This is a genomic window from Aurantibacter sp., assembly GCF_042094015.1.
Lineage (GTDB): Bacteria > Bacteroidota > Bacteroidia > Flavobacteriales > Flavobacteriaceae > Aurantibacter.
The window spans coordinates 9,630-17,468 of record NZ_JBELDZ010000051.1; the positions used below are offsets into that span (position 1 = coordinate 9,630).

At 29.8% G+C, this 7,839-nt stretch carries 8 protein-coding genes and 1 pseudogene; 3 read left to right on the plus strand and 6 right to left on the minus strand.

The features are described from left to right. On the plus strand, positions 1–943 hold a 943-nt coding region (locus tag ACFDSN_RS08400; RefSeq protein WP_375239403.1), incomplete at its 5' end, for a DNA recombination protein RmuC. Between the two features lie 106 nt (positions 944–1,049). Here the strand turns inward: ACFDSN_RS08400 and carB are convergent. Both carB and rpmH read right to left on the minus strand, forming a co-directional pair. Beyond that, positions 1,050–3,905 (minus strand): carbamoyl-phosphate synthase large subunit, encoded by a 2,856-nt coding sequence (gene carB / locus ACFDSN_RS08405; protein WP_375239404.1) that lies wholly within the window; start codon positions 3,903–3,905, stop codon positions 1,050–1,052. A gap of 98 nt (positions 3,906–4,003) precedes the next feature. Further along, positions 4,004–4,165: a 50S ribosomal protein L34 gene (rpmH, locus tag ACFDSN_RS08410; RefSeq protein ID WP_375239405.1), complete on the minus strand. Its 162-nt coding sequence runs from the start codon at positions 4,163–4,165 to the stop codon at positions 4,004–4,006. A gap of 207 nt (positions 4,166–4,372) precedes the next feature. Here rpmH and ACFDSN_RS08415 point away from each other — a divergent pair, with 207 nt between their 5' ends. After that, positions 4,373–4,951 (plus strand): DUF2892 domain-containing protein, encoded by a 579-nt coding sequence (locus ACFDSN_RS08415; protein WP_375239406.1) that lies wholly within the window; start codon positions 4,373–4,375, stop codon positions 4,949–4,951. 32 nt (positions 4,952–4,983) lie between these two features. Here the strand turns inward: ACFDSN_RS08415 and ACFDSN_RS08420 are convergent, their stop codons facing one another. From ACFDSN_RS08420 to ACFDSN_RS08430, 3 genes are read right to left on the minus strand one after another with little or no spacing between them, the layout of a single operon-like run. Further along, a complete protein-coding gene (locus ACFDSN_RS08420; protein WP_375239407.1) occupies positions 4,984–5,358 on the minus strand; it encodes a sulfite exporter TauE/SafE family protein in 375 nt (124 codons plus the stop codon). 9 nt (positions 5,359–5,367) lie between these two features. Beyond that, positions 5,368–6,288 carry a lytic transglycosylase domain-containing protein gene (locus ACFDSN_RS08425; RefSeq protein ID WP_375239408.1) on the minus strand — a complete coding sequence of 307 codons (921 nt, stop codon included), beginning with the start codon at positions 6,286–6,288 and terminating at the stop codon, positions 5,368–5,370. Positions 6,289–6,339: 51 nt separating this feature from the next. Then, positions 6,340–7,002 carry an alpha/beta hydrolase gene (locus ACFDSN_RS08430; protein ID WP_375239409.1) on the minus strand — a complete coding sequence of 221 codons (663 nt, stop codon included), beginning with the start codon at positions 7,000–7,002 and terminating at the stop codon, positions 6,340–6,342. A gap of 120 nt (positions 7,003–7,122) precedes the next feature. On the opposite strand from ACFDSN_RS08430, the gene ACFDSN_RS08435 reads away from it, so the two are divergent. Then, positions 7,123–7,422, plus strand: a complete 300-nt coding sequence (locus tag ACFDSN_RS08435) for an N-acetyltransferase (protein WP_375239410.1) — start codon at positions 7,123–7,125, stop codon at positions 7,420–7,422. A gap of 83 nt (positions 7,423–7,505) precedes the next feature. On the opposite strand, the pseudogene ACFDSN_RS08440 reads toward ACFDSN_RS08435, so the two are convergent. Continuing rightward, a pseudogene (locus ACFDSN_RS08440) lies at positions 7,506–7,839 on the minus strand (tRNA (N(6)-L-threonylcarbamoyladenosine(37)-C(2))-methylthiotransferase MtaB); the annotation flags it as partial.

Sequence of the window (7,839 nt, forward strand, 5' to 3'; positions counted from 1 at the left end):
TAAAGAAAATATTAAACAAATTTTGAGTCCGCTACAAGAAAAAATTCAAGGTTTCGAAAAGAAGGTTGAAGATTCTCAAAAAGAAAGTATTAGTATGCATAGTTCTTTAAAAGAACAACTTATTGGCCTTAAAGATTTGAATTTACAAATGACTAAAGAAGCTACTAATCTAACCAGAGCTTTAAAAGGCGATAGTAAAATGCAAGGAAATTGGGGCGAATTAGTTTTAGAACGTGTTCTTGAAAAATCGGGATTAGAAAAAGATCGCGAGTATTTTGTTCAGCAAAATTTTACTAGAGAAGATGGCACGCGTGTATTGCCGGATGTGGTTTTAAATCTTCCCGATAATAAAAAAATGATTATCGATTCTAAGGTTTCTCTTACAGATTACGAACGTTTTGTTAATGCAGATGAAGATCAAAGACCAATCTTCCTAAAATCGCATATTAACTCAATAAAACGCCATGTAGAACAATTATCTGCTAAAAATTACCAAGATTTATACGACATAGAGTCTCCAGACTTTGTATTACTTTTTATACCTATAGAACCTGCATTTGCAATTGCTATAAATGAAGATAATTCGCTTTACAACAAAGCTTTTGAGCAAAATATTGTAATAGTTACGCCTTCAACTCTACTTGCTACTTTACGCACTATTGATACCATGTGGAATAATGAAAAGCAACAACAAAACGCTATAGAAATTGCACGCCAAGCTGGAGCTTTATACGATAAATTTGAAGGTTTAGTAAAGGATTTAACTGGTGTTGGTAAAAAAATAGACGATGCAAAAAAAGATTATTCTGCAGCTATGAATAAATTAGTTGACGGTAAAGGAAATCTTATTACCAGTGTAGAGAAAATAAAAAAATTAGGCGCAAAAGCTAAGAAATCGCTACCAGAACCTATTATTAAGCGTGCAATGGAAAATGAGGATTAATTATTTTAAAAGTTGATTTAAAACATAATTAAAGTTTTACACCTAAAATAGATTAATAAAAAAAGCTTCACATAAATGTGAAGCTTTTTTTAGGAATAAATATAGTTTATTTACTCAAGTACATTTTACGTCTTGAATATAAATCGTAAAACTCATCATCTTTTAAGCTATCTATAAATAAAATACTTTCTCCTGTACTCTTCATTTCAGGTCCTAAATTTTTATTTACATTAGGAAACTTATTAAAAGAGAATACTGGTTGCTTAATTGCATAACCTTCTAGTTCTGGTTTAAAATCAAAGTCCGTTACTTTTTTATCACCTAACATGACTTTAGTTGCATAATTCACATAAGGTTCTCCGTAAGCTTTTGCAATAAATGGTACAGTTCTAGAAGCTCTAGGATTAGCTTCAATAATATATACCATATCATCTTTTACCGCGAATTGAATATTTATTAATCCAACAGTGTTTAAAGCTACTGCAATTTTTTTAGTATGATCTTTAATTTGTTGCATTACTAAATCACCTAAGTTAAATGGTGGCAATGTAGCGTTTGAATCACCTGAATGAATTCCACAAGGCTCTATGTGTTCCATTATACCAATAATATAAACATTTCCATCTGCATCGCAAATAGCATCTGCTTCTGCTTCTATGGCTCCATCTAAATAATGATCTAATAATAATTTGTTTCCAGGAATAGATTTTAACAAGTCAATAACGTGTTCTTCTAACTCTTGCTTATTTATTACAATCTTCATTCCTTGTCCACCTAACACGTATGATGGACGAACTAATAAAGGAAAGTCTAATTTATCTGCTAAAACAGAAGCTTCTTCTGCACTTTCTGCAATTCCAAATTGTGGAAAAGGTATTTTTAATTTAGTTAATAGTTCTGAGAAACGTCCACGATCTTCTGCTAAATCTAAAGCATCAAAAGAAGTTCCTAAAACCTTAATTCCATATTTAGATAATTTCTCTGCTAATTTTAGAGCTGTTTGTCCTCCTAATTGTACAATAACTCCATCTGGTTTTTCATGACGAATAATATCATAAATATGTTCCCAAAAAACAGGTTCAAAGTATAATTTATCTGCAGTATCAAAATCAGTAGAAACCGTTTCTGGATTACAGTTAATCATTATAGTTTCGTAACCACATTCTTGAGCTGCTAAAACACCATGAACACAAGAATAATCGAATTCAATACCTTGTCCAATTCTGTTTGGTCCAGATCCTAATACAACTACTTTTTTCTTGTCAGTCACTATAGATTCATTATCTACATAAACTTTTCCATCTGCGGTTTCAATTTCAGCTTCAAACGTAGAGTAATAATAAGGTGTTTTTGCTTTAAATTCTGCAGCACAAGTATCTACTAATTTATAAACACGATTAATGTTTAATTCTTCACGTTTATTATAAACCTGGCTTTCTAAACATTTAAGCATATGAGCAATTTGCCTGTCTCCATAACCTTTTTGTTTAGCTTCAAGTAATAATTCTCTATATAATGTGTCTACAGTAAATTTAGAAATTTCTTTCTCTAAATTAAAAAGCTCTTCATACTGACGTAAGAACCACATATCAATTTTAGTAATTTCATGAATACGTTTTAATGGAATTCCCATTGCAATTGCATCATAAATTACAAAAACTCTATCCCAACTTGCGTTGGTTAATTTTTCTATAATTTGATCATAATTAGTATAACCTTTTCCATCTGCTCCTAATCCATTACGCTTAATCTCTAATGATTGAGTTGCCTTATGAAGTGCTTCTTGGAAAGAACGACCAATTCCCATAACCTCACCAACAGATTTCATTTGCAATCCTAAAGTTCTATCTGAACCTTCAAACTTATCAAAGTTCCAACGTGGTATCTTTACAATAACATAATCTAAAGTTGGTTCAAATAAAGCAGAAGTTGATTTAGTTACTTGATTTTCTAATTCATCTAAATTATAACCCATTGCTAATTTAGTAGCAATTTTTGCAATAGGATAACCTGTTGCTTTACTTGCTAATGCAGAAGAACGTGATACTCTAGGATTAATTTCAATGGCAATAATATCCTCATTTTCATCAGGACTTACAGCAAATTGAACATTACATCCACCAGCAAAATCTCCAATACTACGCATCATATGGATAGCCATATCACGCATTTTTTGATATGTTTTATCACTTAAAGTCATTGCTGGAGCAACCGTAATAGAATCTCCAGTATGAATTCCCATTGGATCCATATTTTCTATAGCACAAATAATAACAACATTATCATTTGCATCACGCAACAACTCTAACTCGTATTCTTTCCAGCCTAAAAGAGCTTTATCAATCATAACTTCATGAATAGGAGATATTTCTAATCCATGAGATAATAATTTATCAAAATCTGATTCATTATAAACAATTGCAGCTCCTGCTCCACCTAAAGTGAAAGAAGAACGAATACACAAAGGAAAACCAAATTCTTGTGCAATTTCTTTTCCTTTTAAAAATGAAGATGCTGTGGCTTGAGGTGCCATTGGCACTCCAATTTCAGCCATTAAATTTTTAAATTGATCTCTATCTTCAGTTATATTAATAGCATCTATATCTACACCTATAAGCTCTACTCCAAAATCTTCCCAAATTCCTTTCTCATCAGCCTCAATACATAAATTTAAAGCTGTTTGTCCTCCCATAGTTGGCAACACAGCATCTATTTGCGGATGATTTTTTAATATTTTAATTAATGACTTTGTATTTAAAGGCAATAAATAGACATGATCTGCTATGGACGGATCCGTCATTATTGTAGCTGGATTAGAATTGATTAAGATTGTTTCAATTCCATCTTCACGTAAAGATCGTAAAGACTGTGTTCCTGCGTAATCAAACTCGCAAGCTTGTCCGATAACAATTGGTCCTGATCCAATTATTAAAATTGATTTTAAACTTTGGTTTTTAGGCATAATATTGATTTTGAACTTACAAAATTAATTTAAAATATGATGTAAAAAAAGGCGTTACACCTAAGTAACGCCTAATATATATTAACAAATGTTAATCATTATTTTTTATGTCTTGTTTCAGAAGATACAGAAATCTTTTTTCTTCCTTTAGCACGACGACGAGCTAAAACCTTTCTTCCACTAACAGAAGCCATTCTTTCTCTGAAACCATGTTTATTTCTTCTTTTTCTCTTAGATGGTTGAAACGTTCTTTTTGGCATGTCTTATTTTTTTAAAAATCTAAATAGTAATTATTTTATAAGTTTTAGAACACTGCCTAAAACTGAGGGCAAATATACAAAGTCTTTTTAATGTAGCAAACCTAAAATTATTTTTTTTCTTGCTTTTTTTTAAATCGCTTATTTCAATAAAATTTAGTTTCTTTGTACAACTTAAAATAAGTAAGTACAAATTTATACTTTTTATATATGTTTAATAAGAATTTTAAAATATTAATTGCAGCATTAATAATAGCTTACGCTATATACGAGTTTACTAAAGGACACATTGGTAATGGTATTATGTATATTTTATTATCCTTAATTTTTGTGTTTTTATATTTTAAAAATGAATTTATTTTATTAGCATTTTTAAAATTACGTAAACAAAATTTTGATGGAGCTAAAAACTGGTTAAACAAAATAAAAAATCCAGAAACTGCTTTGGTAAAGAAACAACAAGGTTATTTCCATTACTTACACGGAATTATGTCTTCTCAAACTGACATTGGAGAATCTGAAAAACGATTTAAAAAAGCAGTATCTTTAGGCTTAAGTATGGACCATGATATGGCAATGGCTAAATTAAATCTTGCTGGAATGGCTTTAACAAAACGTAAAAAGCAAGAAGCTACCATTTTACTTAAAGAAGCTGAAAAATTAGATAAACAAGGTATGCTAAAAGATCAAATAAAAATGATGAAAGATAATATGAAACGTGCACAAGGACCAACACAACACTTTGGTCAAGGAGGATCTGCTAGAGCACAAAGACGTTCTAAACGTTAATTAAAAATTTTATATGCTTTTTTATAGTGATACTATTTACTAAAAAACATTTTTATAGCTATTAAAACCAAAAGAACACTAAATACTTTTTTTAGTAAAACCTCATTAATAGAAATTGCTATTTTAGTTCCTAAATAGCTTCCAACAATAAAACAAACAGCAATAACTAAAGCATATCTAAAATCTATAGGACTTTCTCCTGACTTATGGTATGTGTAAGCTGCTAAAAAAGTAACTGGAACTGCTAACACAGCTAAACTCATTCCTTGAGCTTGATGCTGTGTATAACCTAACACAAAAATAATTAATGGGACCATAATTACGCCGCCACCAACACCAAACATTCCGCTAAAAAAACCAGCCAAAAGTCCAATAATAACTAATATTAAAATAATATTCATTTTCATAAATTATAATTAATCATAACTTCCTTCTAAAGGAATTTCTATGGTATATAATTTCCTTGATTTATTATTTAAATGTGGTTCTCTTAACCAAGGGTTATGAAGTTTTAAGATTTTGTAATTAATACCATGTTTTTTAGAAAAAGATGCGAAATCTGATATTACGGAATCTACTTCTATAGACTTTGTTTCTATATTTTTATATAAATCTTTAGTTCTAAAATTAAACCCGTATTTATCTGGATTTGACATAATCTCTTTTAATGCTACAATTCTAAACATGTAACGTCCAGTTTCTTCACCTAACAATAAATCATAGTATTCTGTAACTTGTTGTGATTTTAATCGTCTAGAAATTCCTGCATTCCCAGCATTATATGCTGCTGCTGCAAGCGTCCAACTACCTAAATTATCTTTAGCAGCCTTTAAGTATTTACAAGCAACACGAGTTGCTTTTTCTAAATGGTAACGTTCGTCCACATTATTATTTACTTCTAGACCATATTCGCGACCAGTTTGTTTCATAATTTGCCAAAAACCACTTGCTCCAGCTGGAGATTTTACATTTTGTAAACCAGATTCTATAATAGCTAAATATTTAAAATCGTTTGGAACTCCATATTCTTCTAAAATAGGTTCTATTACTGGAAAAAATTTGTGTGCGCGCTTAAACAATAGCAACCCGTTAGATTGCCAATATGTATTTACTAATAATTCTCGATCCATACGCTCATAGATATCTGGATTATCTAAAGGGATTTTCTCACCTGCAAAATCAAGATTCTCTGGAACATGTAATGCATAAACATTATAATCATTTATTATCTTCTTCTCTACAAACTCATCTGTTGGCGGTTCTTGTAAAGCGTTTATTGATACTAAAACAATAGTTAACAACCCTACAAAAATTAATCCTTTTTTAATCACTTTCATTATCTTCAAATTTTGCTTAAAATTAATCTTTTTTTTATCAGAAATTACTTATTAACTTAGAATAATTTTTGGTAAATTTTGGTTAAACCACTTGTATTTATAAATAATCATGACGTGTGTTCCTTTGGCAATAGGTTTATAATTTGAAATATTAGCTATAGGAAAAACTGCATCATCTTCTCCATGAATATGTATACAATTAGGAATTGGTATTTCTTGGTTCCAACATACCATTTCTCTTATTGCCCAATTTAAATACCTTTTATTACTTACAGAAAGGTATTTCTCGTACAATTTTGCACGTTTAGTTAAAGTTTCCCCAAAGACATATTTAGCTAATAACTTTACGTTACCTAATAATTGTGTTGGAAGAATTTTATAGGCTTTAGTTTTGGCGACTAACTGTAAACGTTTAGGAATTTCGTACTTTGTCTTAACTGTTGAAACTAATATAAGTTTCCTTAAATCTAAAAACTTACTCATTTCCTGTACTAAAACACCTCCAAAAGAAACACCTAACAATACCGGTTTTCTTTCAGTAACTTTTAAACACATACGTTTTGCATAGTCTTGTAGGCTTTCTTTTTTTAAAGGAATTTCCCATTCTAACCAGTGAATCTTAAACTGGTCTTCTGGTAATTTTATATATTCAAAAATTGAAGGATTTGCTGCCATTCCAGGCATTAAATAAACGTGGATGAGTTCCTGATCCATAAGTAATTAGCGGAATAAGAATAGTTTATGCTGATTATTTTTTGTAAATTTACAAGATAAATGTATTAAATTCTTTGCTTTTATTTAAAGTGAAAGCGATTTAATTGAAATAAAAAATTAATGATTGATCCAGAAGCAATTGTAGATAATGAATTTTTACGTCAGTTTGAATTCACACAAGATGAACAATTAGCTACCATAGAATATTCTCAACAAGACCGAAAAATATTTTTAACAAAACTCACTATCCCTGAGGCTATTGCTTCCGATGAATTTGAATATGAGTTTATTAAAGTAATTTTAGATAGAATTAAAGAAAACGAAAGTCTAAGTGTAATGCCAACTCATCCTAGTATTGTAAAGTTTATTAGAAAAAATAGACTATACAAGTCTATGCTTCCTGTTGGTGTAAGAATCTAATTTTAAACATTAGACCAAAATAAAAAAGCTTCAAGTTCTAAATGAATTTGAAGCTTTTTCTTTCTATAAATTATAATAAAATATTATATAAACTCAAACCTAACCAATCCATCATCATCAATCTTAGTTAGGTTAACGTTATGGATTGTGTTTACTAATTCTGGATTCCACGTTGTTTTTACTTTAACATAATTCTCAGTAAATCCGTGAATATAACCTTCTTTATTTTCACCTTCAAAAAGCACACTTCTATTACTTCCTAATTGTTTTTCGTAAAAAGACCTACGTAATTTAACACTCAAGCCACGTAACATTTTACTTCGTTTAGTTCTAACGTTTTTTTGTACTACATTTTCAAAATTTACAGCCTCTGTATTATCACGTTCAGAATATGTGAACACGTGTAAATAAGAAATA

Excerpts from the sequence above, each read along its gene's own strand:
- carB (WP_375239404.1), bottom strand. The coding sequence starts at position 3,905 with ATGCCTAAAAACCAAAGTTTAAAATCAATTTTAATAATTGGATCAGGA.
- rpmH (WP_375239405.1), bottom strand. The coding sequence starts at position 4,165 with ATGCCAAAAAGAACGTTTCAACCATCTAAGAGAAAAAGAAGAAATAAA.
- ACFDSN_RS08415 (WP_375239406.1), top strand. The coding sequence starts at position 4,373 with ATGTTTAATAAGAATTTTAAAATATTAATTGCAGCATTAATAATAGCT.
- ACFDSN_RS08420 (WP_375239407.1), bottom strand. The coding sequence starts at position 5,358 with ATGAAAATGAATATTATTTTAATATTAGTTATTATTGGACTTTTGGCT.
- ACFDSN_RS08425 (WP_375239408.1), bottom strand. The coding sequence starts at position 6,288 with ATGAAAGTGATTAAAAAAGGATTAATTTTTGTAGGGTTGTTAACTATT.
- ACFDSN_RS08430 (WP_375239409.1), bottom strand. The coding sequence starts at position 7,002 with ATGGATCAGGAACTCATCCACGTTTATTTAATGCCTGGAATGGCAGCA.
- ACFDSN_RS08435 (WP_375239410.1), top strand. The coding sequence starts at position 7,123 with ATGATTGATCCAGAAGCAATTGTAGATAATGAATTTTTACGTCAGTTT.